The sequence below is a fragment of the Rhizobium sp. SSA_523 genome, from assembly GCF_030435705.1.
Classification (GTDB): domain Bacteria; phylum Pseudomonadota; class Alphaproteobacteria; order Rhizobiales; family Rhizobiaceae; genus Neorhizobium.
On record NZ_CP129379.1, the window covers coordinates 25097 to 50606 of the forward strand.

Genomic DNA, 25510 nt, shown 5'->3' on the forward strand with positions numbered 1-25510 from the left:
TCCCGACTGCACGTCATTCGTGTAGAATCATCGGGAGAAACAAAATGGCTTCGATTCAGGGAGTCTATCTGGCCCTGTTTGGCCGCCCGGCCGATCCGGCCGGCCTCGCCTACTGGACCCAGCAGAGCAAAAACGGCGCCGATCTCGGAAAGGTCATCGATGTGATGACCAAGCTGCCGGAAGCAACCGCGCGCTTTGCCGGCCAATCAGATTCCGCCCTCATCACCAGCATTTACCAGGCGCTCTTCGACCGCGCGCCGGATGCCGCGGGCCTCGCCTTCTTCACCCAGCAGCTCGCCAGTGGCAAGCAGACCATCGGCAGCATCGCCATCAATATTCTGGACGGCGCCAAGGGCAGCGACCTGACGCTCGTGCAGAACCGCGAGACGGCCGCCAATGTCTTCACCGCCAGCCTCGATACGCCGGTTGAGGTTGGTGCCTATGTTGGCTTCGCCGCGGCCGATTTCGCCCGCTCCTTCATCAAGACGGTAACGACCGATCCGGCTTCGATCCCGACCCCTGCCCAGGTGCAAACGTCTCTGAACACAGGGCTGAACCTGAACGACGGCGCGACGCCGGGCCAAGGTCAGGCGCCGGGTGGTGGAAATACAGGGACTGATCCAGGAACTTCCAACCCTCCAACACCAGAGCAATTTAGTATCACCAAAACGGTTGGCGACATCGCCAACGCTGCGGCAGGCCAAAAGCTGTTTGCGGGTGGGGGGAATCCTGCAACGGGAATGAATATCACAACCGCGACCGGCAATCAGAATCACAAGGTCGAGTTGGCACTAGACGCGCGCTACAACCAGAAGCCTTCGACGTCGCGCCGGCGGCGGTCAAGGATGGCGTAGCGATCTACAGCGTAAATCCAGGCTCAGATGTTCGTTTTGCATATTCCGCAGGCATCTCACCGACCAGCGGTGTCGAGAAGATCGACCTGGACCTCTTCGACTACAAGCTCTCAATCGATACTGATAGCACGAGCGGGACTAACTTCTTCACCTTGAATCTAGGGCGAGGTGAGGGAACAGGAGCCAATAACGCTACGAATGCTGACTCCCCATATGTCTGGTCGAACGGAGCGGTCAAAATTGTGGATGATGGCGGCAACGCCTCGATAACGCAGAACATTCAAGCGATAGCTTGGAAGGACAATAAACCTGTAGCAGTGAACGCGGGGGAGCAATACGACATTAAGTTGGAAGCATTTTATAAGGGCACGACGACAAAGATCGCTGACACTGCGATAAAGTTAGTCGGAAACTCGGCGCCCAATGTAAACGCGACCTTGTCTGAGAACGCTTCCTGGAACAGCACTTCAACACTCTGGGCTGGCTCTGGCAATTCCAACAAGGATTTTGCCGTCGCAAGCTTTGCTAACGAAAGAATTGAGCTCGGCCTGAGCGGACGGATGAAAGGACAGAGCCCGGTTGGAGGTGAGCTCGGCGCCGATGGCTTCGTTCATTTCAAACTGAGCGCCGGTGACGATGCACGCTTTGCGTATTCGATTGCGTCGAAAGACAGCCCGCTTTCCAGCAACGTGTTCAAGCTAAAAATCGACATCGACAGCAGCGCCGATACTGAGTTTGTTGAGCTTACCCTTGGCAGCCGCACCATTGCAGTCGACCCACTAAAAACGACAAACAACCACTCAAACACCACCAATTCAAAGTACATTTGGTCAAACGCCGATGGCACAATTAAAATCGTTGACGACGGCGGCGATGGTGGGAAGGACGGCTTGACTGGCATAGGGCTAGTTACGCAAAACATCGAGAACATCTCGTGGTTTGATAGCACCCCAAAGGCTGACAACCTCTCGACTAGCACTTATGATCTCATACTGGAAGCTTGGGACAAAGATGGCGTCACACTGATAGGCACTAATCACGTCGTGTTCGATATTAGTGCCCCGGTAAAGTAGACTTAGAGTACCGTGCGAGTATTGCATCATCATTGCGGCGGGCTGATGCGTTAGTCCGCCGCCTTTCGTAATTATCGAACTCAGCTTGCCGCCGGAGAGCTATAAAGGCTATCCTGTCATACATACGTGCCTATTTGATCACTACATGTCAGAAGACAATTGCGGATCAGCCGACGGACTGCTCCAGAAGCGAGCTAAGGGTCGGAAGGGCAACTTCCTCATCGAGGTTCTTGGGAGGCAATAAGGGTTTGCTTCATCCTTAAGCCGACTCGCTCCTAATCTTACAAATAGAAATGACAAGGCCCCCGGAACTCTCCGGAGGCCTTGCATGTTTGCAACTAAGCAGAGAATATTAGAGCAGGAAGTCGGTCTTATCGATGTTGACCGCGCTTACGCTGTCCAGCTTGAACGCCAAGTCGGTTGTCGCGTCGAAGTTGCCATTCTTGTCCAGATCCACATACATCATCTTCGTCGTGTCGTTGAACACGATGTAGTTGGTTGCTGCGGTACCGCCCGTAGACGAGGAGAACAGGCCAACCTGATCTGCGCCCGGGTTAAGGGTAGTAGCACCGATCGTCGTGGCTGAGAGGCCAAACGCCTTAAGGTCGATCTTGTCCTGGCCCGTAGCGGTGAAGGAGAAGATAGTGTCCATTGCCACCAGCGTAGACTTGTTGGCTGCAGTGTAGACTACAGTGTCAGAGCCACCAGCGAGAGTGATCGAGTCAGCGCCCTTACCACCGGAGATGGTTTCACCATTCGCCGTTGCGGTGTAGATGAGCTTACCCGTAAGAGCAGACGCATCGACGGTCTTAAGCGCACTGTTGCCCGTTGCGTTTACAAGCGTCAGATCCTTGTCACCGCCAATCGTCAGCTTAGTGAACTGAGCGTCAGACAGTGCAAACGAGCTAGCTGCGCCCGTGGTGTTGATCGTCAGGTTTTCAATGCCGGCGACGCCAACCTGCAAAATGGCATTAGCAGCATTGGCAGACGTGACATTGTTAACGCTGATGGTCGCGCTGTCGCTGCTGCCACCGGTGCTGGAGAAGCCAACGTTTACGAAAGCTGTGTCGCCGTTCGCGGCCGCGGCAGCTGCAACGCTACCAACATCCTTCAGACCAACAACAACTGCCTTGTCTACACCCGTGGTGGCCAGCGAAGCACCCTGCAGAGCGGTGCCACTGGTGTCATCGGAAACCAACTTAACACCAGAGATGTTGAGCTGCTGCGCACCCTTTACGTTCGTGCCATCAAACGTAACGTTCTGGCCAGCGGCAGTGTTGTCGGCACCAGCCGAAAGATTGGCGGAAGGGCCAGTCAGATTGATGATTTCAACACTGTTAAGAACCGGCGCGATCGATCCGACTGCGACCGGGGCGTTGAGGGTATCCGTACCGGCGCCACCATCGATAGAATCGGTAGAAGCGAGCGCCGATGCCGTAGTAGCTACAATAGTGTCATTGCCAGCCGTCGACTTGGCAGCATCAGACGTAACGGTCGGAGAAATGAAGTCGTTTCCGGTACCAAGAACAAGCGTTACACCAGCGGAACCGGTACCGCCACCGTTAGAAGCCGAAACCATCGCAGCAACTGCCGTGTCAACAGCAGCAGCCGTCGGAACAGTCGTGGAAACGCCGGAGATGAAGGCGCGGCCCTGGGCGGCAGCAGCCAGACCCGAGTAGGCAACAACTTCCGAACCGGTGTCGAGAGCCTTCGTGTAGAGGTCAGCAGCAGCAACCTTGTTGGTCACGATCGTCTTGTCGTTGCCCTGGGCGCCGTCAAGGATCGCAATTGCAATGTTGTTGATGTTGAGCGTGCCCTTGGCCAGCGCGTCAGCGAAGAAGTTCAGGCCGGCCAGGTCGGCGTCGCGGCCGAACAGCGACTGATAGATCGAGTTGATGATCTGGATGTTGTTCAGGCCGGTGAAACGAGCCTGATACTCAGCCGTGCCAGACAGGTTGTTGATGCCGGACAGGTTTGCTCCGTTGTTGGTGACGGAGTTGAAATAAGCAAGACCCGTCGGGTCGGCCGGACGGCCGAACAGCGCGACGTATACGCCCTGGATGGTAGCCATGATGAAATTCCTCTCGATTGGAACGACCGGTTGTATGGTCGCGGCGATAAGTACAGCGATGCACGCAACTACTCAATAAGTCACTATACGTTTTGTCTCAAATTTTCTCATTAAGTCAGCGTTGCAATGCGCAATTTATGACCCGTAAAGCAGCTCAAATGGCTGATTTCTCTTGCCAAAAAGCGATTACACGACATCCGGAAGAAAATTTTTCTCATTAGTGACACCTTTTGGACAGATTCCAGTTTGCAATGATCAATAATTCACTGTATACCTGTCGCCACAGGGCAGCGTAACGGACGGATTAAGGGCAGGCACATGTATTCCCCTATTCAGCAGGCACAGAACAAGGATGAGGCGGCGGCACTGCGTCGCGAAGCCGGTCTCTGGCTGAAGGAGAAGCGGGAAGCGCTGGGCATGAGCCAGCGGGAAATGGCCGTGAAGGTGGGTATTGAATACTATACCTTCATTTCGCAGATCGAAGCCGGCCGCGGCCGCGTGCCCGCCGATCGCTACGAGGCCTATGCCGCCGCTCTCAACGTGCCGCCGCGCGAATTCACGCTGACCATGCTGAGCTATAACGAGCCGGCCATCTATCGCCTGCTGCAGATGGAAGACAAGGCTGTCTCCGGCGCCTCTGTCGCTCCGGTGCAGGAAAAGAGCAGCCTGACGGCCCTGGAAAGGCGCCTGGCGGCGCTCGAAAGCCTGATGAAGGGCTGACGCCCTCAATCTTGCGACGAAAGATCACGATGTCTCAAAGCCGGCCCCCGCGCCGGCTTTTTCATGTGCGGATCACAGGCCAGGCATCAGCGCGTGGAGGGTCCGGGCTTTGCCTCCGCGTCGCGCGTGACGCGGATCGTCGACGGCAGATAGGCCTTGCCGTCGAAGACCTGGCGGCTGGCATTGGTCACCTCGAAAATGATGGCGAGATCGCGCCAGTCGTAATTTTCGTCCAGATGATTTTCGCCGCCGACCAAGGCAAGCGCGATCGAATAGGTGCCGGGCCCGAGATTGGCATCGAAGCCGACGCAAAACTCCAGCGCCTCGCCGGCGCGGATCGCGTGGAGCGTCTGGGCGCTGTAATGGGTATTGGTGCCGTAGAGCGTCTGGCCGAAACGGTCCTTCAGCGCATAGCCGAAGACCAGAGCCGGCACATCCTTCTGCGCCTCCACCTTGACCCTGATCACCAGCGCCTCGCCGACATCGACCGTATCGACCAGCTGGCCCGCCGCATCCTCGAGCCGGGATTCGACGATCTCGACATGATGTGAGCCGGAGCGCGTGCGGATGCGGCCATCTTCGCCCTGTTCGGTCTTTATCGGTTCGGCCTCCTTCTGGCCGAGCAGCGCATTATAATAGTCGAGCACGCCCTCCGGCTCGCCATCCAGCGCAATCCGTCCCTCATGGAGCAGGATGGCCCGGTCGCACAGGCTCAGAAGCGCCATCCGGTCATGCGAGACGAGGATGAGCGTCGTGCCGAGCCGGCGGAATTCCTTGATGCGGTCGAAACTCTTGTGCTGGAAATAGGCGTCGCCCACCGACAGCGCCTCGTCGACGATCAGGATATCCGGGCGGAAGGCGGTGGCGACCGAAAAGGCCAGCCGCATATGCATGCCGCTGGAATAGACCCGCAGCGGCTGGTCGAAATAGCTGCCGAGTTCGGAAAAGCCGGCAATATCGGGAAGTGCCGCGGCAATATCGCTGTGCTGGTAGCCCATCAGTCCCAGCGCATGAAAGACATTCTGCCGGCCGGTATAATCCGGGTTGAAGCCCATGCCGAGTTCGAGAATGGCCGATATCTTTCCCGACAGGCCGATTTCCCCTTCGCTGGCCCGCATGGTGCCGGTGATCAGCTTCAGCAGCGTGCTCTTGCCCGCGCCATTGCGCCCGACAATGGCGAGCGCCTGGCCGGCCTCCACCGTGAAACTGATGTCGCGCAGCACCCAGCGCTCTTCCGGCGCCCCGACCGGGATCGAAAACCAGCCGAGAATCCGGTGCAATTCATGGGTGTGGCGCCGAAACACCTTGCCGACCCTGTCGACCGACATGACCACGCCTGTCATAGCACATCCACCATTTCAGCGCTCGCCTTGCGAAACAGCGTCATGCCGAGCGCCAGGAAAACGATCGCGAGAAGCCCCAGAAGAGACAGGACCACCAGGTCCGGCCGCGCGTCATAGACCATCACGCGATGATAATTGTCGATCAGCCAGAACAGCGGATTGAGCTTGATGACGGTCTGAAAGGCGGGCGGCAGGATATCCTTCACATAGACGATCGGCGTCATCCAGAACAGGAACTGGATGATGATCGGCACGATCTGGCCGATATCGCGCAGGAACACGTTCAGCACGCCGAGCGTCACGCCGAGGCCGGCGGCCAGCGCCGCATTGACGAGGATCAGCAGCGGCAGCCAGATCAGCGCCGAGCCCATCGAGAAACCGGCCAGCGTGAAGACCGCCAGAAGCACGATGAAGAAGATCAGATTGTTGATGATCGAGCTGATCACCACCACCAGCGGCAGGGCAATGCGCGGAAAGGCGATCTTCTTCAGCACATTGCCGCTCTCGATGAAGACATTCATGCTGCGGCTGACGATCTCGACGAAGAGCAGCCAGCCCTGGAAGCCGGCCATCAGGTAGATGGCATAGGCAAAGGGGCTCTCTATGCCCGGCAGGCGCTGCGCCATGACCGAGGACAGAACGAAGGCATAGGTGACGATCTGCGCCAGCGGCGCCAGGATGAGCCAGAGCAGGCCAAGCCGGCTGCGCGCCACCCGGTTGCGGAAATCGGCCTGCACGGAGGTGACGATGAAATATCGATAGTTCCAGATCGCATTCAACATGGATTGGGAATTGTCCTCGCCCGCATGTCTTGGTGGCGGCAGGCCTTCGCTCTATCGCATGCTGCCATCTTCCGATCGCGATCATGCTTCAGGTTCTTGTTTTCACGCATGTCCCTGGCGCAAGAGCGCCGCATATGTCTGCGCGCCATGAGGTTCTTTCCCGGCGCATGCCGTGATCGCAAAACCGTTAAACACTTTTGCGCGACATGCGGTTGTTCCTGGAGCATGTCGTCATCGCAAAACCGTTAAACACTTTTGCGCGACATGCTCTAATCGATTTTTGCGCCGAAGGATACCGGCAGGATCATATCGGTTACAGGCGCCCGTCAAGCGCCAGGCGATAGGCCGCGGCGGTTTCCTCGGCGCAGCGCTGCCAGCTGAACTGCGCGGCCCGCGCCAGTCCGTCCCGTTGCGCGCCCTGACGCCAGGCCTCGTCGAAAAGCCCCTGTTCGATTCCGCGCGTCATCGCGTCAATATCGTCGGGCGCCGCATAGAGCACCGCCTCGCCGCCCACTTCCGGCAGACAGGAGGCAGGCGAGGTCATGACCGGAACCCCCGATGCCATGGCCTCCAGCACCGGCAGGCCGAACCCTTCATACCATGAGGGAAAGACAAACAGGGCTGCCCCCGCGAGCAGTTCCGGCAGATGATCATTGGAGACGAAGCCGAGATAGCGGATCCAGCCCTCCCGCTGGCCGCGCGCGATGCGCTCCAGAATATCCTCGTTGTTCCAGCCCTTATAGCCGGACAAAACGAGCGGACGGCGCAGCCGAACGGCAAGCGGCAGGGCCGCATAGGCCTCGATCAGATTGGCGAGGTTCTTGCGCGGCTCGATCGTCCCTGCATAAAAGGCATAGCCGCCATGGACGAGATCGTAGAGGGACAGCGTCGCGGCGGTCTCCTGCGCCGTGCGGGGGCGAAATTCCGCGCCGCAGGCCAGTTTCGCAACGCTGATCCGGTCTGGCGCATAGCCGAAATGCGACACGATCTCGGCCTTGATGTAATCGGAATCCGTCACGATCCGGCTGACCCGCTTCATCGATTCCTCCACCTCGCGGCTGAGATAGAAGACGCGCTCGCGCGGATGGAAATGCGGCATGGTGAAGACCGACAGGTCGTGGATGGTCATCACCGAGACGCCGGGAAAGCGCGGCACATAGAAATTCGTGCCGTGATAGATATGGTTTTCAAGCCCGGCAAAGGGCGAGGTCTCGCTGCGCGATTTCAAGAAACGGTAGAGATCCACCACCATCTGATTGCGCGCCAGCACCCGCTTCAGCCGCTGCACCGGTCCGGTGGCGGCCCGTTCGGCAGCCTGCGAGCTGAGCGATTGCGCATCGGGCAGATGATCGAGGAAGCGCTCGCCATTATACAGGCGAACGGCCTCCACCAGAGGCAGATGCGGCAGATGGCGGGCAAGTTCATAGGTATATCGGCCAATACCCGTCAGCGGATATTTGACCGATTGCACCGACAGGACGACATCCATGCGGATCGCTAGCTCCGCCGGCCGTCTGAGGCGAGCGGCGTCATCATTTTTCCTTCATGCTCTTATGGAAGGAATCGATGAGCGGCTTCGTCAGATATTGCGCAAAGGTGCGCTCGCCGGTGGAAATGATCACGTCGACCGGCATGCCCGCGACGATGCGACCCTTGATTTCCGGCGGAACATTCTGGTCATCGACCCGCACCAGGGCCTGGTAATAGGCTTCGCGATTGCCTTCCGGCTGAATGACATCCCTGCCGAGCACCGACACTTCGCCGTAGATGGCCGGCGTCGTCTTGGACGAGAAGGCCGAGAAGCGAACTTCCACCTTGGCATCCGAGGTGACACTGTCGATATCGATCGGCCGAACCTGCGCATTGACGAGAAGGTCGTCATCCAGCGGCACGATATCCAGCAGCTGCTCGGCCGGACGAATGACGCCATTGGTCGTATGGACCCGGATATTCTGGACCATGCCGCGAACCGGTGCGCGCACGGTGGTGCGCTCCAGCACGTCCTTGGCCACGCGGGCCCTTTCGCGGACCTCCTCGATCTGGTCGCGGACTTCCTTGTGCTCGCTCACGGCCTTGTCGGCAAATTCCTGCTTGGTCTGGACGATCTGCAGCTCGGTTTCGCTGATCGTCTCGCGGATCCGCGCCAGATCGACATCCGCCTCGCCCCTGACCCTTTGCATTTCCAGCTGCTGACGCGTCATCTGCGAGAGCTGGTTGATCGCCACGGCCCCATTCTTCAGGCCATTGTTCATGCGGTCCATTTCCTCGTTCATCGAGGCGACCTGCTTGTCGATGGCCTTCAGCTGGTTCGACAAACCGTCCGTGGCCTTGGACAGCTGCTCGATGCGCGACTTCAGAATGGCCACCTGGCCGTCCCGCGTCTTCATGCGCGTTTCGAGAATGTTCTGCTGCAGCGACATGGCCGCCTTGGCTTCCGGCTGCTGGCTATTCAGCAGGCTCTCGGGGAATTCGATCCGGTCGCCACCCTTGGCTTCCGCCACAAGACGGGCCTCGGCAGCCTGCAGATAGAGAAGCTTGGTGCTCCAGACGGTATAATTGCCCATGGCCTGGGTCGGGTCGAGCTTGATCAGAATATCGCCCTGATTGACGACATCGCCTTCCTTGATGACGATATCGGAGACGATCCCGCCTTCCAGATGCTGGATCGTCTTGCGATTGCCCTCGACGGATACGACACCATGGGCAACGACACCGCTGGCCAAAGGTGCGGTTGCCGCCCAGGTCCCGAAAACGCCGAAGCCCAGGAACACGGATGCATAGCCGGCCGCGATATAGGGCCGTGGAGAAAAGGAACGCTTGGTGACAGGCTTTGATGTCGTCATCTCGGACATTGACTTCCTTCTGGCGCCGTCATGCGCCGGTGTTCTTCACTTCTCAAGGGTCTCGGCTCTCAATCCTGGCGCCCAATGCAGGCCCTCGGCACCATGAACCCAATCCAAGGCGAAACTTAGGATGCGACGCTGCGCTCCGAAGAAGCCTCGGCCGGCGCCAGCTGCTGCTGCTGCGGCGGCGCACTGACCGGCGCCACGGCAGGCTTGGGCTGCAGAAGGTCGCGCGTTGCGCCAAAGCCCTGCATGCGTCCCTGCGCCAGGACGAGCGTCTTGTCCGACATGGCGACCAGGCTCATCTTGTGGCTGACGAACAGGATGCTCTTGCCCATCGCCTTCAGGTGGATGATGACCTGGTTGAGGGCCTCTTCGCCCTCGCTGTCCAGATTGGCATTGGGTTCGTCCAGCACGATGACGGAGGGTTCGCCGAACAGGGCACGCGCCAATCCGACGCGCTGGCGCTGGCCGCCCGACAGCTGCCGGCCGCCGACGCCGATCTGGGTATCATAGCCATCCGGCAGGTTCTGAATGAGCTGGTGGACATTGGCGAGCTTGGCCGCCTCGATGATCTGCTCGGAGGTCGCATCCTCGCGGAAGCGGGAAATATTCTCGGCGATCGTACCGGCGAAAAGTTCGACATTCTGCGGAAGATAGCCGAGGTGACGGCCGAGCGAATCGGCATCCCAATGCTGGAGTTCGGAGCCGTCGATCCGGATCGTGCCGGCCGCCGGCGGCCACACGCCGACAAGCGCCCGCACCAGGCTCGATTTGCCCGCGCCGCTCGGGCCGACAATGGCCACGGCCTCGCCGGGATTGACGCCGAATGTCACGCTATGCACCAGCGGCGCCTTGGCACCGGGCGCGGCAACGGCCAGCTGCTCGACCAGGAGCGTGCCGGAGGGCGCCGGCAAAGGCAGCTTGTCCTCGTCTTCCGGCATTTCCACGAAGATCTTGTTCAGGCGGTCATAGGCCTGGCGCGCACCGAGAAACTGCTTCCACTGGCCGACCACCTGGTCCACCGGCTGCAGCGCGCGTCCCATCATGATGGAAGCGGCAATGATCGAGCCGGGCGAGATCGCCCCTTCAAGCGCCAGATAGGCGCCGGCGCCGAGGATCACCGTCTGAAGGCCCATGCGCACGAATTTCGACATGGACAGAAGCGCACCGGAGCGGTCGCTGGCAATGGCCTGGCTTTCCAGCATGCCACGATGCATCACGCTCCAGCGCGACCGCAGGCTGTCTTCCATGCCGAGCGCACGGATGACTTCGACATTCTGCAGCGTGGAATTGGAGAAATGCATGGCGCCCTGCCCGGCCATGGTCGCCTGGGACAGGTGCTTCTTCGTCATGAACTCGTTGGCGATGGCAATGGCGAAGATGATGGCCGCGCCGATCAGCGCGATCCAGCCGATCAGCGGATGGAACAGAAAACAGACGGCCAGGAAGATCGGCATCCACGGAAGGTCGCACAGGGCGATCAGGCCGGAGCCGGTCAGGAATTCCCGCAGCCGGTCGATATCCATCAGCGCGAATTCCGAGCGCGACTGCGGATGCTTCAGGGTCGAGCTGATGACGCGGCTGAAGACGCTCTTGGCGATCATCTCGTCGAAGCGGAGCCCCGCCCGGACCAGGACCCGCGAGCGGATCCACTCCAGTATTCCGTAGAGCGCCAGCATGGCCAAAGCAATGACGGTCAGCATGATGAGCGTCATCTCGCTGCGGCTGTGCAGCACGCGATCGTAAACCTGCAGCATGTAGAGCGGACTGACAAACATCAGCACGTTGATCGCGACGCTGAAGGTCATGGTCGCGACGATAATGGTGCGATAGGTTGTCAGGGCCTGCTGAAACGGGTTTATTTTCATAAAGCTATCTTCCAATCGCTGCTGTGTCAGGGCAAATCAGCGCCTAATAGTACCGCCATTTCCTGACCAACGTATCAACATTGTGGCTGATTTGCGATATCAGTCAGCCGGTTGGGACGGAATCTTATGGGGTCATAGCGAAGTTTTATGCAAAGGCAATGCCCGAGGCTGCGTCTTCGACGCCCCGAAGCGCCCATTGCGGAGGATCCGGCGCCTATTTGCGCCGGTTGCGCTTGAACCACCCTGGACCTTCGGCTAGAGGGCTGTGACCGAAATCACCGAGACGACACTCTCTTTGTAGGCCCGCATGGGCAGTTTGACGAAGCAGATGATACTGCTCGACCAGTCAGGAGCATGACGTGACCCGTAAAGCATTGATCACTGGTATCACAGGCCAGGATGGCGCCTATCTCGCCCAGCTTCTGCTGTCGAAAGGATATGAAGTCCTGGGTCTTGCGCGCCGCTCCAGCACGGCCGACGTCAACCTGACGCGCCTGAAATGGCTGCAGATCGAAAAGGACGTGCAGATCGTCGATGGCGACCTCCAGGACCTGTCGGGCCTCGTGCGCAGCGTGACCAGCATCAAGCCGGACGAAGTCTACAATCTGGCTGCCCAGTCCTTCGTCGCCTCGTCCTGGCAGCAGCCGATCCTGACCGGCCAGGTCACCGCCCTTGGCGTGACCAACATGCTCGAGGCCATTCGCCTGGTAAAGCCGGATACCCGGTTCTACCAGGCTTCCTCCTCGGAAATGTACGGCCTGGTGCAGCATCCGATCCAGTCGGAACAGACGCCCTTCTATCCGCGCTCCCCTTATGCGGTCGCCAAGCTCTATGGCCACTGGATCACCGTCAACTACCGCGAGAGCTTCGGCATTCACGCCTCGAGCGGCATTCTCTTCAATCACGAATCGCCGCTGCGCGGCATTGAATTCGTGACCCGCAAGGTGACCGACGGCGTGGCCCGCATCAAGCTCGGCCTCGCCAAGGAGCTTCGGCTGGGCAATACCAGCGCCAAGCGCGACTGGGGCCATGCGCGCGATTACGTCAAAGCCATGTGGCTGATGCTGCAGCAGGACACGGCCGATGATTACGTGGTGGCGACCGGCCGCACCTCCACGGTGCGCACCATGTGCGAAATCGCCTTCGAGCATGTCGGCCTGAACATCGACGACCATCTCGTCATCGACGAGAAACTCTTCCGCCCGGCCGAGGTCGACATTCTTCTCGGCGACCCCGCCAAGGCCAAGGCCAAGCTCGGCTGGGAAGCGGTGACGCCGATGGAAGACCTGATCCGGGAAATGGTGGACGCGGACCTCAAGCGCCTGTCCTGACGGGCTCGGCGCCTTGTCCGCTTTCTTCCGGGGGGGCGTCCCGCCCAGCTCCTCCAGGCTGCGCGCCGCGCCCGAAACCTGATTGAGTTTTGACCCTAGAGGAGCTTCCGCGATGACGAAACGCCGCCTTCTGATCACCGGAGCACAGGGTTTCGTCGGTCGCGCGGTCATGGATCGGGTCGCAAGCCATTATCCCGACGGGTTCGATCCCGTCGATTTCATCGATCCGGAGACGCATCTGCGGCCGGATATCCGCGATGCGGCGGCGGTCGAGCGGGCCATTGACCGGGCACAGGCCGATGCGGTCCTCCATCTTGCCGCCATTGCTGCACCGCGCCAGGCGCAGAAAGACCAGAGCCAGGCCTGGATGGTCAATGTCCTGGGCACGCTGCATGTCGCGACCGCCATGCGACGCCGGACGCCCGCCGCCCGGCTGATCTGGTCCGGCAGTTCGGAGGCCTATGGCAATGCCTTCAACAGATATGCCGAGCCGATCCTCGAAGAGGCCGCGCTGGAACCCATGAGCGCCTATGGTGCCACCAAGGCCGCCGCCGATATCATGCTGCGCCAGATGGTGCAGGACGGATTTGACGTCGTCGTCTTCCGGCCCTTCAACCATACCGGTCCCCAGCAGACGCCCGATTACGTTGTGCCGGCCTTTGCCAGGCAGGTGGCCCGGATCGAAAAGGGCCTGCAGGAGCCGGTGCTCCAGGTGGGCAATCTCGCGGCGCGCCGGGATTTCCTCCACGTGCAGGATGTCGCCGAGGCCTATCTATTGGCCGCCCGCAGTTCCGCACCCGCCCGCCATTGCTACAATATCTCCACCGGCCGGCCGGTCTCCATCGAAAGCCTGCTGAACGGATTGCTGGCCCGCTCGAACAGCAAGATCACCGTGGCCGTCGATCCCGCCCGCTATGTTGCCAATACGGTTGAAACCGCTTCCGGCGATCCGTCGGCCCTGCAGGCGGATCTGGTTTGGTCTGCGTCTTTTTCGCTGGACGAGACGCTGCAGGCGGTGCTCGATGCGCAGCGGGCAGCGCTCGAGGCCGTCGATGCGTAATACCAAATGTCGATGATAGGAACTGATTGCGCCGAAGCGATTTTTTTCCTTCGCCGGCTTTGTCTAAATCCTCGACCGATGCGGGAGCATCGCTCTACGGTCTGCGTCCCACGTCGGATGAAGGCCTCCGGTCCCACGCAATGGGTTCCTATCATCGACATTTGGTATGATACCCCGTACCCGAAGAGATCCGGCCGCTGCAGCGCAAGACGCGCACGGTCCTCAGAAGGCCAGTTTCAGCACCAGGGGGTGATCGCTCACGGTAAGCTCCATCTGCCTCGTGTCCTGAAAGGACGCGATCGCGGATGTGCCGCTCGTCACGTCGAAAAGATCCGCCCGCCGCACGCGATCGGCCAACCGGACCTGCACGCGGCTCGATCCTGCCAGCGCCTCGCCCCATATGACGAGGTGGAACGTGCCGTCGCTGTGCTGCAAGAGCAGATCATGCACCGTCTCCGGTTTCGGGCCGATCTCGTAATCCAGCCGGCCGGGCGACGGGCGGCGCGCGGGATCGGCGAGGATCCGGCTCAGATTGTGCAGGTAATGGGCCGCAAGCCTCGGGCTGTAGTCCGGCCGGAAGAAGCCGAAGGTCTGATTTCCCTGTTCGTCGGTGCGGTCGCGCAGGATATAGACGGAGGTATAGCTGTAGCCTCTGGCAAATTGCGACAGATAGAGATTGACCAGGTTCAGCCCGTGCATCCGCTCGTCCACCGCACCGCCTATCGTCGCCCCGGTCTCGGTCGTGACGCGCGGCAGGTCCTTCAACGCCTCTTCCGAATAGCCTTGATACTGCTTGGCCCAGGTTCTTCCGAAGTTTCCGTAAAGACCATCGACCAGGGAGGCGCTGGTCGGATCGGCAGCATTCCAGGCCTTGTTGTCGGCCGGTTCCGGCACGCTCGGATGATAGAGGTAATTATGCACATTGGCGTAATCGGCAAACCGGGTCCCGGCCGGCATCAAAGTCCCCGCGCCCTGTGGAATTTCGAGAAATTGCAGGCCGGCATTGTCCGTCTGCGCCCCGGGCTCGCTCACCGACCAGACCGGATATGACTTGAGCAGGGGATCCGCCTTGACCGCCCGGTAGAGGTCGGCATGAAGCTTGGCCACCGGCAGCCAGGAGAACCGGCCGCCGCCCTTTTCGCCCCGATAGGTCACCGGCCAGTTGTTCGGCTCGTTATTGCCCTCGAAGGCGAGAAGCGCACCCGCCTTCGCCAGGATGCGCCCGGTCGACAGGAGCCGATCGAGATCCGCGCTGCCGCTGACAAGGCCCCAGCTGATCTTGACCCCGGCTTCGCGGTGCAGCCGCAGAAAGCTGTCGATCCGGAGAGGGCCTTTTTCCGTCAGGCCTTCGATCCCGCCCCGCAGCCAGCGGAAACCGCCATAGCGAACCATTGCGAGCGTTTCGGCATCAGGCTGTCCACGATCCTCGAAGGTCGAAACGACGCCGATACTGTCAAGGAATGCGGCGGTCGGCCTGGCGAACACCGCCTCGGCGGTCGCCGGGCGCGCGACAAGCCAGAGCATTGTAACGACCATGCCCGCAAGGCTTACGCGTGACCACAAGCCAGCCGCCAGGGCTTCCTTCCATCTCGCCATAGCGATCTTCTCTCCTCAATAAGATTTTTGGCAAAAGGTCCGGCTCGTTTCCGTCTGCACTGGGTCTTCTATTTGTAAAGCTACACTTATTTGAAGAGTTCAGCACAGGAATGGCAGGACCTAACTTGCAAGCCATAAAGTATTGAAGGCTTCCCAATTTGCGACGGATTTGCATGAGATTTCAGCGATCACGGTCGTCTTGATTATGCTCCCTCTGTTCACTTCTTTCACGTTCCAGTTGGTGGAGACGGGAAACACCCTGCTGTGCGGCATTTGCTTTCGTGCTATCGGTAGGCCGTGTTGCATCCTTATTGGGCTCTTCCGAACGCTGTAGTTCACTCATTTCGAGCATCTGCCTGCGCAGATCGACGATCTCGCGAGCGAGGGAGGAAACTTCTTCGAAGCCTGACCGGTCCTCTGGACCAGCGCTGCGCTGAAGGTTGAATAGTGCCGTTTCAACCGTCTTTTCGTACGCTTCGAACTCTGGGCGTGTCTGCTCGCGCATGTCCTTTGCCTCCGACAACATGTCTCTGATTGCGACCATATTAGAGCGGTAATCACGGCCAAAATCCGCATGAATGACGGCACCAGCAGGCGATTGATCCACCTGGGCAAGGCCGCTTTCGAGATAGGAGCGATGCTGAGCGGCATAGGCCGCAACCACTGTGTCGCCGGCGTTGACTGCAATCTTCTGCCATGTCTCCTGAGCATTTAGAATGTACTGGCGGCTTCTCTGGCTCGTCGCCACCACGCGCCGACCAGCTCGCTTTGCGTCATATCGCGCCTGTGCCGGCTCGCTGGTGCCTACATGCTCGGTTCGACCGTCATGCTTGACGGCGCGAACCTGATTTCGCATGAAGGCTGGCGGCGTGGCGAACTCTCGCCGATCGGTCATTTCCATATCGATGCCGTGGTCACGCGCCTTCTCGGCCATGACCTCCCGCCATTGCCGGAAGGTGGCCGGAGTCGTCTCGATCCGATCGCCCGATTCCGACCGCATCGTCACGATGGCATGGGCATGAACATGCGGCCGCTTGCCCCCCTCCCCTGCTTCTTTCGGATCGTTCTCCGGATCGTGCATAGCGAATACATAACCGTGGCCCGCAAACTGCTCAGCCAGGAAGTCGCGAACAGCTCCTTCGAACGCGACAGCATCCGTGCCGGCACGCGCCGACATGATCACGTGCATCACGTCACGGCTCTTGCGGCTGTGCAGCTCATCCCGCCATTCCTTTTGCACCAGGTCGCCCGCAGCCTTGTCATCGGCAATCGAACGTCCCTGATCGTCTCGAACGTCGTTCCGCTGCGCGATCAGGTCTCGCAACTTGGCAGCGCCATATTCCACGCCGTTGCCATAGCCTGTGAACGAGAAAGCCGCAGGGGCCTCTTTCGCAACGGCGCTGGCGTTGAAACGCTCCTGAACGATGGCGGCCGCCTTCGCGTCAGCCGTCAGCCGCTCGCCCTGCCCGCTGCGCAGCACGACATAGCCCTCGACCTTCAGCGATCCATTGTTTCGGGTTTCGACAGAGTAAGCGTAGCGTCGATCACCAAAGCCACTGCTGAGAATGTCCCGCACCATCTCATGCGGGTTCGAGCCGCCGGAAACGCTCACCTCGACGCTAAACGCGCCGATATCGCGGCTCTCGGTCCTGTTTTGGAAAAGGTGATCCCAATCGCCACGGAGACGCGCCAGCTCCTCACGGCCACGCAACGTCTCGCCGTTCTCGTTCTCAACCTTCAGCTCCCCCCCTCTGGAAACATAGTTGAGCATCGAGCCGACGCGGGCGCCACCACCGTAGGAAGCCAGTTTGACAACTGCTGGCTGGCTTCCTTTGGCAACGCTCGCAAGACGAACATCCATTGATCGCATAGCACCCGAACCGGCAGCGACCGAACTCGAAGGGGATGACACGTTGAATGCCGAAGTCCTCAGGCCTCCCCTAGATCCTGAGCCCCGTTTCGACATCCCAACCTGGTGCTGCAGATTCTTCAGTCTCTTCTCAAGCTCTTCCTCGACAGCGCTCCGACGGCCGCCAAGCGTCATTTCGTGCAATAGCGCCGCGCGCCTTTGCTCCCATTCGCTTGTGAACGTGCCGAAAAAGAACTCCACGGCCTACACCTCGCCTCGGCGCTCATGCCCGGCACGGCGCGAAAATGTCCGCAGCTCACTCATTACGGCCGCCTGAATCCGCTGGACGTTGCCAAGGTTGATGTCCAGCTCTGAGGGATGGACACTCTTTCCTGCATTCAGGGAGCGGGCGACCTGATTCAAATTGATGCCGATCATCCGCATGTCTTCGAGCAATGCGGCCATGATCAACCTGTCTTCCGCAGTCAGAATAGGTCGAACGCCAGCACCCTCGAGGAGCAGAGAACGGAAAAAAGCAGACACACTCATACCGGCCGACTTGGCCGCTTCTTCGATAGCCGAATGCTCTGCATCGCTGACGCGGACGTTGATGAGACGCCCCTTGCGTTGCTTGGCTGTCGGCACTTCGATCGTGTCTTTACTCGTCAATCAATTAAGCCTTCCCGGAGCCTTGCGACCGTCATCGTGGGCTTGTCCCACGATCGTGATGCAAAATGTAAAACATTTTTGCGTATCCTGCCACTCTAAACCTAAAGCACTATCCCCCAATTTCAACCAAATTTCACCTCTCGACTGGCTCCGCTCCGCTTCGCTTCGCACCCTTTCCGTTGGAACGCTCACCAGGGTTCACCGCCAAACCGCTTCTGAAGGCCTTTGTCTGTCCCTCGTACTCAGGCGCAAGGGACGCTTCGCTCTTCGCCCTTGCGCCCTCCGTGCGAGCGCCAAAGACGGCCTCACGCGGCTCCGGGGTTCACCACTCGACCTGAGCACTCGGCTAAACCACACGACTAACTCGTGTGGTTTGATAGATGTCCTAAAGCGTGCGTTCACACGTATGTTTTGATCTTAACCTGCTTGTGTTCACATGTTAGATTTGCTTCGATGTGAAGATCTTAACAACGAAGCAGTTGGAGTGGTCTGCTGCCGCATCAACGTAGGTGCAACTCCACACCTACCTGCCCATGTCATGGATCTCGGTAATGTGAGAGACGAATAATGATCGCCTTGGAAAGACGAGGCACCAGCAAAAGAAATTCTTTTGCCCAAGACGTGATAGCCTCACAACTTGGATGAATTACGCACCCAGGCTGATCCTTCAGCCCGTGCCTCAGACATACCAGATGCCGTCCTTGATGGCGGCGGCGACATTGGCCTGGTTTTCCGCGCTTTCGGAGAAATCGGCCATCAGTCTTTCGCGCTGATAGCCGGTCGAGAGCTTGGCGTCCCAGAAGCCGAAGCCGTCGGAATCGGGCGCGCGGCCAAGCACATTTTTGTATACCAGGCTGATAAAGGCCGTATTGGTCACCGTCTGCGGCGTGCCATAGGTGGAGCGGAACTCCTGTGAATCGATGAAATTGGCCGACATCCAGATAAGATCGCCCTTGCCGGCATCGATCTGCTTGATCCAAAAGCCGAGGCCGGGACCATCCGGAACCCGGTCGAGGGCCGCCTTGTAGAGGCGGTAGACCTGCCCGGCATTGCCGCTGGTATCGAAGGCCAGAGTGCCATCGGAAAATTGCAGCCGCTCGATATTGGTCAGCTGGTCGGTCCCCTGCCCCGTCACCGTCACGGTGGCGCCGGCCTTGGCAATGGTGACGGCGGCGCGGCCGACAGAAAAGACGGCGGTATCGGTTCCGGCCAGGCCGTCGATCACGTCATTGCCGGCCGACAGGACGAAGACATCATTGCCGGCGGTTGCCGCCGTCTTCTTCGCCGCGCCATACAGAGCCTGAGCGCCGGCAATATCGCCGGTGTTCAGCGTCAGCTGGTCATTGGCGAAGGCATACATGATCTGGGTCTTGTCGTCGGGATGGCCAAGCCCGATGGCATGGCCGATTTCATGCACCGCCGTCGTGTAGAAATTCGACTGCGTAGCGCCCAGCACGGTCTTGCTCGACGACCAGCTTTCCGCCAGGTCGAAGCGGATCTCCGCGCCGCTGATCGAGTAGCTGATGCCGTTCAACGAGCTTGCCTGCCAGCTGGCCTCGCCCAGGGTCTGCCCGGCGCCGTCGATGGCGTCCCAGCCGACGCGGATATTGGCCGATGTCCCATCGGCGATCTCGACGAAATCGATATCGGCCACCGTCTCCCAGGCGGCAAAGGCGTCCCGCACCAGTTGCTGGAAGGTGGGATCGGCCAGAGGCTGGAAGGCATAGCCGCCCCAGCTGCGGCCGGCAAAGCTCCAGAAGATCTGGCCGCCGGAGGTTCCATAGCTCGGATTTCCCCATTTCGGTCCGGACAAGACATAAGATGCCATTTCAATTCCCCCGAATTCTCTTGGCCACAATCCTGGCCACAAACCTTGCCGCAAACCTGTCAGTGATCGTCGACCCCACATAGCAAGATGCATCACCCGCCAAGTTACGATACCAAATGCCGATGAAATTGCATCTCGCTTCCGCATTAAGTCGAATATTCTCGCACATCCTCCTGCTGCGCTATGCGCTTTTCAGCGGCAAGGTCCTGTCGGTGCGGGCAATCTGCACCCGCGACGGCAAGGACGTCTATCTGGTGCGCCACAGCTATACGCCCGGTTGGCACCTGCCGGGCGGCGGCATAGACAATGGCATGAGCAGCGAGGAGGCGCTTCTGGCGGAATTGCGCGAGGAGGGACATCTCATGCCGCTCGACCGTCCTGTGCTGCGCCAGATCTATCTCAAATCCGACAGGCTGAGCCGCGAACACGTGGTCTTCTATACGGTCAGCGTTGCCCAGGAGACCGATTTCACCGGCACGCTGGAAATTGTCGAAAGCCGTTTCTTCGGCCTCGACAGCCTGCCGGCGGATCTCGATCCTGCCGCCCATCGGCGGATCACCGAATGGGCGACCGGGGGCTTTTCGGCGCGCGACTGGTAGCGCCGGCAATGCGCTTGGGCTCAGGGCGCTTCAATACGCGTCCTCGGCACGTCCTGGGCATGTCCTCAGCGCTTCCTGATCGCTTTTCGAGCGCCTGCACCCAGATCCCGGCCCTCAGGGCAGGCGAAGCGCCTGCCAGTCCTGCGGCCTTGCCCCCTTGAGACACAGGATGGTCTTCCAATAGCTCCACCGAAAACAGGAGCCGGTGGCAAGGCCTGTGGCAATCGCATCGGCCAGCGGCCCGGCCGGCGGCGGATCGAGAAAGACCGACAGAACGCCCGGCTCCAGGCGATCGGCGCCTGTCTCCTGCCGACAGTCATTCTGCGCCCGGGCCAGATAGGCGGTGTTGATGGCGATCCCCTTTCGCGCCGCGACGATCTGGAAATAGAGATATTTCATGTTCTCGATCGTCGCGTCGCAGCCATAGGGCCGATCAATGTCGATCCGGTCGATGGCCAGGCTGTTCCAGCCGCTATAGTCGAAGGGGCGCGGCATGGAGAGGAGCGCAAGATTGGCCTGCCGCAGAGGCTGCGTGTCGAACCACTGCAGGCAAAGCGCCAGGATCAGCATTGGCAGGGTGAACCAGATGCTGCGTCCCCTGAAGGCATAAACCAGCGAGAGAAAGAGCAGCGAAAGACCGACAGGCCAGAAAAAGCGGCCCGCGGCACGGAAAATGCTGGTCAGGACCGACAGGGGTGCAAAGAGCGGATAGCTGGCAATCTTCTCGCCGCCGAGGAAAATCTGGTTCGACAGCGCATAGACCGTCAGGCCGAGCAGCATCAGCAGGAAGACCGGATGGCGCCGGACAAAGCGCTCCACCGCCCTGCCCTGCCAGCGCACAAGCGCCAGGAGCACGATCAGGAGGCCGCCCAGGCCGAGATAGTTCATCCCTTCATATTGTCCGCCCGTCGCATCGACGGCCGCACACAGGGCTCCGCCGCAGACCGGGCTCAACAGATTCATGCTGAAGATGCGATAGGTATCGGCCGTATCGGACTGACTGCCGCCATAGCCGAGCAGGAGGGCAAGGCCGCCCACCGCGACGAGGCTCGACAGCGCCATTTCGATCGCGCCGAGCGCCTGGCGGCGCTGCAGCCCACAATCGGCGGCCGCGGCAAGCGTGATCGCAAAGGACATGGCCAGAAGATAGGGATGGATCAGCAGAAGCGCGCTGTTGAGAGCGGCAAAGGCCAGGCTGTGACGGTGAAGCGCGCCGGCTGTTGCGACGCTGCGAAAGTAAAGGCCGAGCGCCACCAGCAGCAGGCCATGGGTGGCGAGCGCCGTATGCGTCAGGCGGGCAAGCGAGGCCGGCCATAAAAGGGCAAGGCAGGCGGCGGCAAGAGCAAGAACAAGGCTTTTCTGCTGCAGGCTGCGCAGGAGAAAAACGGCTCCCAGGGCCAAGACCAGCTTGTTGATGAGATGCCAGAGGCCGAAATACTGGAAATTCTCCGGCAGCCAGGCGTAAAACGGCTTCACCAGCAGGGCCGCCAGCGGGATGCTGTCCGTCAGCGCGATATGGATGCCCTGCGGCGGATGGACGAGCTGCGTCGTCAGAAGCGGCCAGCGCCATTGATCCTTGGCGAAGAACAGCCAGCCCGTCACATGCTGCGGCATGTCGCCGATTTCGAAATAGACGCTGTCGCCGAGCAGGAATTGCAGCGGATGCGGATAGGTCAGGGCAAAGAAGGCCAGCGCCAGGCCCGCGGCAAGTCCATAGGATGAGAGGGCCGGGGTTGCGGCGGATGAAAGCGCGCCTCGAAGCGCGCCCGAATGCGTGGCTGGATGTGTGCCCGAATGCGCCGGCGAGAGAGCGGGCGGGCGGACGGATGTTGGGTCGGATGCCCTTCGGGGCGCGGCCGCCTTGCTGCCGAACACCCAGAATTTGGCGGCGATGAAGGTGAGGACCGGCACCACCACCAGGGCGATCGCCAGGATCAGCCAGTTCGGCAATCCGGTCAGGGCCGACAGCGCCATGACGATGGCCTGGGTGAGGCAAAAGGCGGCGACAGCCACCAGCGCGAAGCGCGGCAGGCGCTCGGCATGGCGGCGCTGTCCCTCTGCAACCGCAAAGGTCAGATGGCTATGGCCGAGATAGGAAACGAGAAAGGCCGCCAGGAAGCCGAACGGATTGGCATAGGCAAGCGGCATGGCCTGCGACAGAAGAAGCGCCACGCCGTAATGCACGGCGGTGGACGAGACACCGACCAGGCCGAAGATCGCGACCTGACGGAATTTCGCATAATGCGGTGCCAGGCCGGCCGGCATCATGATGCGAAATCCTGATTTGCCCCCGGCCCTGTGTCCTTGGCGTCCCTTTGGGCTTCCCTCTGGCCTCCGCTCTGGTCTCCATTCTGGTCCACACCCTGGCTTCCGCCATAGCCTGCGCCGGGCCCCCCGTTGCCGCCGTCGTCCTGACCTCTATTTGAGGCGGTAGCGGAGGCGGGTTCGACCATCCGGCCCTGGCCGCGGGCCGCCTGCCCGTCCTGGCGTTCCTCATAGACCTTGTTGGCGACGAAGAGCGGTCTCTGCTTCACCTCGATATAGACCCGGCCGAGATATTCTCCCAGCACGCCAAGCCCGATCAGTTGCACGCCGCCGAGGAAGAGCGTGACCGTCAAAAGCGATGCATAGCCGGGGACATCCACGCCCTGGATCAGCGTCTTCAGGATGATGAGGGTTCCGTAGAGGAAGGACAGGCCCGCGGTGGCAAGGCCGACATAGCTCCAGATGCGCAGCGGAAAGGTGGAAAAGGAGGTGATCCCGTCCAGCGCGAAATTCCACAGGCGCCAATAGTTGAACTTGGTCGTTCCCGCCTGCCGTTCGCGCCGTTCGAATTCCAGCGCATAGGTCTTGAAGCCCACCCAGGCGAACAGACCCTTCATGAACCGGACGCGTTCGGGAAGCGCGTTCAAGGTCTCGACGACGGCGCGGTCCATCAGCCGGAAATCGCCGACATCGGCCGGGATCTTGAAATCCGCCATGCGGTTGAACCAGGTGTAGAAACCGCCGGCGGTGACGCGCTTCAGCGGGCTGTCGCTGGCGCGCGACACCCTTTGCCCATAGACCACGTCGAACCCCTCCTGCCATTTGGCGATCATGGCGGGAATGAGTTCGGGCGGCTCCTGCAGATCGACATCGATGACGATGACGGCATCGCCTTTGGCATGCTGCAGCCCGGCGCTCATGGCCGCTTCCTTGCCGAAATTGCGGCTCAGATCGACGATGCGCAAGACGGGATTCTGCGCCTGGAGGGCCAGAAGCGCAGCCAGCGTATCGTCGCGGCTGCCATCATTGACGAAGACGATTTCATGATCGATCCCGGCCGGCAAATGCATGCTGACCGTCTCGACGAAGAGGGCCACGGCATCCTCCTCGTTGAAGACCGGCACGACGATCGACACCAGAGCACAGCGAGATCCTCTCTCGCCGAATGCAGGATGGGCTTCATTCATGGCAAGATCTCGCGCTCGCGCCACATCCGGCGATCGCAAGACCCCTTGTCCGCCCGTCGGGCGTGCTAAAGGTCCTGGCGCACCGGTTCTGGATCATGTCGGAAAGGACGGCTCAGGTCCCGCGGCCGAATTCATCCGATACGCGGACGATATCGTCTTCGCCGAGATAGGAGCCGGTCTGGACCTCGATCATCTCCAGCATGATCTTGCCGGGATTGTAGAGGCGATGCAACTCGCCCTGGGGAATGTAGACGGATTCGTTTTCGCGCACGAACCTGACGGAATCGCCGATGGTGACCTCTGCCGTACCCTTGACGCAGACCCAATGTTCCGACCGGTGGAAATGCTTCTGCAGCGACAGCTTCTTGCCCGGCAGCACGAAGAGGCGCTTGACCTGGAAACGGTCGCCATGCAGCAGGGATGTATAGCCGCCCCAGGGACGATAGGATGTCGGATGGGTCTCGGTCAGGGCCGAGCTGGCCTTGGAAGAGGCCAGAAGCTTGACCAGCTTGCCGACCTCCTGCGCATCGGCCAGCCGCCCGACATAGACGGCATCCTCGCTGGCGATCACGGCAACGTCCTTCAGACCCTGCACGGCCAGATGCGCCGAGCGCGACAGGACGAGGGAATTTTCCGTATTCAGCACCGTGGCATTGCCGAGCACGACATTGCCGCCTTCATCCTTGTCGCCGAGCTTCCAGACGGCATCCCAGCTGCCGAGATCCGACCAGGAAAAGCTCGAGGCGACGACCGCGGCATTGCGGGTCTTTTCCATGACCGCATAATCGATCGAAATGTCCGGGCTCTGGGCAAAGCTCGCCTCTTCCAGGCGGACGAAATCGAGATCGGTATCGGCCTTGTCGACCGAGGCCTTGACCGCGGCATGGACGTCTGGGGCAAAATGTTCCAGCTCGCTCAGCAAGAGGCTTGCCTTGCACATGAAGATGCCGGAATTCCAGTAGAAGCCGCCTTTTTCCAGCATGTCCTGCGCCTTGTCGGCGGCCGGCTTCTCGACGAAACGCTTCACCGTATAGGCGCCGCTCTTCAACGGCTCGCCCTGTTCGATATAGCCGTAGCCGGTGACCGGTTCGGTGGGCGTGATGCCGAAGGTGACGATCTTGCCGCTTCTGGCGGTCTCGCGGGCGGTCTCGATCGCCTGGCGATAGGCCGTGCCGGCATCGATCTCATGATCGGAGGCGAGCAGCTGCAGGATCGCATCCTCGCCGAAGCGGGCGGTCAGGAAGAAGGCGGCCGCGGCAATGGCGGCGGCGGTGTTGCGCGCCACCGGCTCCAGCAGGATGCCGGACAGGTCAATGCCCACTTCCCGCGCCTGTTCGGCCACCTGGAAGCGGAAATCCTGATTGGTGATGACCACCGGCGCGGCATAGATCTCAGGATCCGCCACCCGTTCCAGGGTCTCCTGGAACAGCGTCCTGTCGTTGACGACCTTGATGAACTGCTTCGGCGCGCTGGCGCGCGACAGGGGCCAGAGCCGGGTTCCCTTGCCGCCGGCCATGATAACGGGAATGATCTTCTGGCTCATAGAATTCTCCAGCTTCGGGAATGAAC

General features: G+C 60.4%; 19 protein-coding genes. 6 read left to right on the plus strand and 13 right to left on the minus strand.

Translation table 11 applies throughout. The features are described 5' to 3' along the window. Positions 1 to 44 precede the first annotated feature (44 nt). Positions 45 to 854 carry a DUF4214 domain-containing protein gene (locus QTJ18_RS00100; RefSeq protein WP_252755451.1) on the plus strand — a complete coding sequence of 270 codons (810 nt, stop codon included), beginning with the start codon at positions 45 to 47 and terminating at the stop codon, positions 852 to 854. 242 nt (positions 855 to 1096) lie between these two features. Then, positions 1097 to 1927, plus strand: coding sequence for a hypothetical protein (locus QTJ18_RS00105; RefSeq protein WP_252755450.1), 831 nt, complete (start codon positions 1097 to 1099; stop codon positions 1925 to 1927). A gap of 352 nt (positions 1928 to 2279) precedes the next feature. Here QTJ18_RS00105 and QTJ18_RS00110 read toward each other — a convergent pair whose 3' ends face one another. Next, positions 2280 to 3998 carry a beta strand repeat-containing protein gene (locus tag QTJ18_RS00110; protein WP_252755449.1) on the minus strand — a complete coding sequence of 573 codons (1719 nt, stop codon included), beginning with the start codon at positions 3996 to 3998 and terminating at the stop codon, positions 2280 to 2282. A 318-nt stretch (positions 3999 to 4316) separates the two neighbouring features. On the opposite strand from QTJ18_RS00110, the gene QTJ18_RS00115 reads away from it, so the two are divergent. Continuing rightward, a complete protein-coding gene (locus QTJ18_RS00115) occupies positions 4317 to 4718 on the plus strand; it encodes a helix-turn-helix domain-containing protein (RefSeq protein WP_252755448.1) in 402 nt (133 codons plus the stop codon). A gap of 86 nt (positions 4719 to 4804) precedes the next feature. On the opposite strand, the gene QTJ18_RS00120 is transcribed toward QTJ18_RS00115, so the two are convergent. The 5 genes from QTJ18_RS00120 to QTJ18_RS00140 form a co-directional block, all read right to left on the minus strand. Next, entirely contained in the window at positions 4805 to 6061 is a 1257-nt protein-coding gene (locus tag QTJ18_RS00120) for an ABC transporter ATP-binding protein (protein WP_289852228.1), read from the minus strand. Beyond that, the gene (locus tag QTJ18_RS00125) at positions 6058 to 6843 is read right to left on the minus strand and encodes an ABC transporter permease (protein WP_252755447.1); all 786 of its coding nucleotides are present in this window, start codon (positions 6841 to 6843) and stop codon (positions 6058 to 6060) included. The genes QTJ18_RS00120 and QTJ18_RS00125 overlap by 4 nt, the downstream gene beginning before the upstream one ends. Positions 6844 to 7156: 313 nt before the next feature. After that, complete coding sequence (locus QTJ18_RS00130; protein WP_252755446.1) at positions 7157 to 8332, minus strand: glycosyltransferase family 4 protein; 1176 nt, start codon at positions 8330 to 8332, stop codon at positions 7157 to 7159. A gap of 43 nt (positions 8333 to 8375) precedes the next feature. Further along, positions 8376 to 9695: an HlyD family type I secretion periplasmic adaptor subunit gene (locus QTJ18_RS00135; protein ID WP_252755445.1), complete on the minus strand. Its 1320-nt coding sequence runs from the start codon at positions 9693 to 9695 to the stop codon at positions 8376 to 8378. 116 nt (positions 9696 to 9811) lie between these two features. Then, positions 9812 to 11557, minus strand: a complete 1746-nt coding sequence (locus QTJ18_RS00140; protein ID WP_252755444.1) for a type I secretion system permease/ATPase — start codon at positions 11555 to 11557, stop codon at positions 9812 to 9814. A gap of 359 nt (positions 11558 to 11916) precedes the next feature. Here QTJ18_RS00140 and gmd point away from each other — a divergent pair, with 359 nt between their 5' ends. Both gmd and QTJ18_RS00150 read left to right on the plus strand, forming a co-directional pair. Continuing rightward, positions 11917 to 12888, plus strand: a complete 972-nt coding sequence (gene gmd / locus QTJ18_RS00145) for a GDP-mannose 4,6-dehydratase (RefSeq protein WP_252755443.1) — start codon at positions 11917 to 11919, stop codon at positions 12886 to 12888. A gap of 112 nt (positions 12889 to 13000) precedes the next feature. Further along, positions 13001 to 13948, plus strand: a complete 948-nt coding sequence (locus QTJ18_RS00150) for an NAD-dependent epimerase/dehydratase family protein (RefSeq protein WP_252755442.1) — start codon at positions 13001 to 13003, stop codon at positions 13946 to 13948. A 222-nt stretch (positions 13949 to 14170) separates the two neighbouring features. Here QTJ18_RS00150 and QTJ18_RS00155 read toward each other — a convergent pair whose 3' ends face one another. From QTJ18_RS00155 to QTJ18_RS00170, 4 genes are all read right to left on the minus strand, one after another. Next, entirely contained in the window at positions 14171 to 15544 is a 1374-nt protein-coding gene (locus tag QTJ18_RS00155) for a glycosyl hydrolase (protein WP_252755441.1), read from the minus strand. A 181-nt stretch (positions 15545 to 15725) separates the two neighbouring features. Then, positions 15726 to 17654: a relaxase/mobilization nuclease domain-containing protein gene (locus QTJ18_RS00160; protein WP_489667283.1), complete on the minus strand. Its 1929-nt coding sequence runs from the start codon at positions 17652 to 17654 to the stop codon at positions 15726 to 15728. 3 nt (positions 17655 to 17657) lie between these two features. After that, positions 17658 to 18062, minus strand: coding sequence for a DUF6290 family protein (locus tag QTJ18_RS00165; RefSeq protein ID WP_252755440.1), 405 nt, complete (start codon positions 18060 to 18062; stop codon positions 17658 to 17660). Between the two features lie 679 nt (positions 18063 to 18741). Continuing rightward, positions 18742 to 19890 carry a DUF4214 domain-containing protein gene (locus tag QTJ18_RS00170; RefSeq protein ID WP_252755439.1) on the minus strand — a complete coding sequence of 383 codons (1149 nt, stop codon included), beginning with the start codon at positions 19888 to 19890 and terminating at the stop codon, positions 18742 to 18744. Between the two features lie 116 nt (positions 19891 to 20006). Between QTJ18_RS00170 and QTJ18_RS00175 the strand changes: the two genes are divergently transcribed. After that, on the plus strand, positions 20007 to 20489 hold the full coding sequence (locus tag QTJ18_RS00175; RefSeq protein WP_252755438.1) for an NUDIX domain-containing protein: 483 nt from the start codon (positions 20007 to 20009) through the stop codon (positions 20487 to 20489). Between the two features lie 114 nt (positions 20490 to 20603). On the opposite strand, the gene QTJ18_RS00180 is transcribed toward QTJ18_RS00175, so the two are convergent. The 3 genes from QTJ18_RS00180 to QTJ18_RS00190 all read right to left on the minus strand — a co-directional run bounded on the left by QTJ18_RS00180 (position 20604) and on the right by QTJ18_RS00190 (position 25484). Further along, positions 20604 to 22757 (minus strand): DUF6311 domain-containing protein, encoded by a 2154-nt coding sequence (locus tag QTJ18_RS00180; protein ID WP_252755437.1) that lies wholly within the window; start codon positions 22755 to 22757, stop codon positions 20604 to 20606. Then, complete coding sequence (locus QTJ18_RS00185) at positions 22754 to 23941, minus strand: glycosyltransferase family 2 protein (RefSeq protein WP_252755436.1); 1188 nt, start codon at positions 23939 to 23941, stop codon at positions 22754 to 22756. Before QTJ18_RS00185 ends, QTJ18_RS00180 begins: the two co-directional genes overlap by 4 nt. Before the next feature lie 112 nt (positions 23942 to 24053). Next, positions 24054 to 25484: a mannose-1-phosphate guanylyltransferase/mannose-6-phosphate isomerase gene (locus QTJ18_RS00190; protein WP_252755435.1), complete on the minus strand. Its 1431-nt coding sequence runs from the start codon at positions 25482 to 25484 to the stop codon at positions 24054 to 24056. Positions 25485 to 25510: the final 26 nt, after the last annotated feature.